The organism is Chryseobacterium sp. MHB01, assembly GCF_034651565.1.
Classification (GTDB): Bacteria; Bacteroidota; Bacteroidia; order Flavobacteriales; family Weeksellaceae; genus Chryseobacterium; species Chryseobacterium nepalense.
Genome location: NZ_JAYEDA010000048.1, coordinates 1 through 670, shown reverse-complemented (window position 1 = coordinate 670; position 670 = coordinate 1). Strand labels below are relative to the sequence as shown.

General features: G+C 44.2%; 1 protein-coding gene. It reads left to right on the top strand.

Features of this window, described 5'->3' with window-relative positions; genetic code table 11:
* On the top strand, positions 1–670 hold a 670-nt coding region (locus U9K52_RS21190; protein ID WP_322928024.1), incomplete at both ends, for an alpha/beta hydrolase.

The window sequence follows — 670 nt, the reverse complement described above, 5'->3', positions numbered from 1 at the left end:
TTTTTTACAAAGACCAGGGTGAAGGACCGGTATTGATGTTTCACCACGGATGGCCATTATCTTCAGACGACTGGGATGCCCAGGTTATTTTCTTTCTGAAAAAAGGGTACCGGGTAATCGCTCACGACAGGAGAGGTCACGGACGTTCCAGCCAGAATATTTACAACCACACCATTGAGCAATATGCTTCTGATGCTGCAGAATTGGTTGAATTTTTAGACTTGAAGGATGTGGTTCACATCGGGCACTCAACAGGCGGTGGTGAAGTAATCCGTTATGTGAATAAATATGCCAACGGAAGAGCTAAAAAAGCAGTGTTGATCAGTGCAATTCCTCCTGTGATGGTGCAGAGTGAAAGCAATCCGGACGGTGTGCCGATGTCGGTTTTTGATGATATCAGAAATCAGACCATGAACAACAGAAATCAGTTTTATTATGACCTTACTTTTCCTTTTTACGGGTATAACAGAGAAGGCGCAGATGTAAAAGACGGTGTCCAGAGAAACTGGTGGAGACAGGGACTGATGGGCGGAATCGTAGCTCATTATGACGGAATTAAAGCGTTTTCAGAGACCGATTTAAGTGAAGATCTTAAAGCGGTGGATATTCCGGTTTTGGTGATGCATGGTGAGGATGACCAGATCGTTCCTATTGCCAATGCTGCATTAAA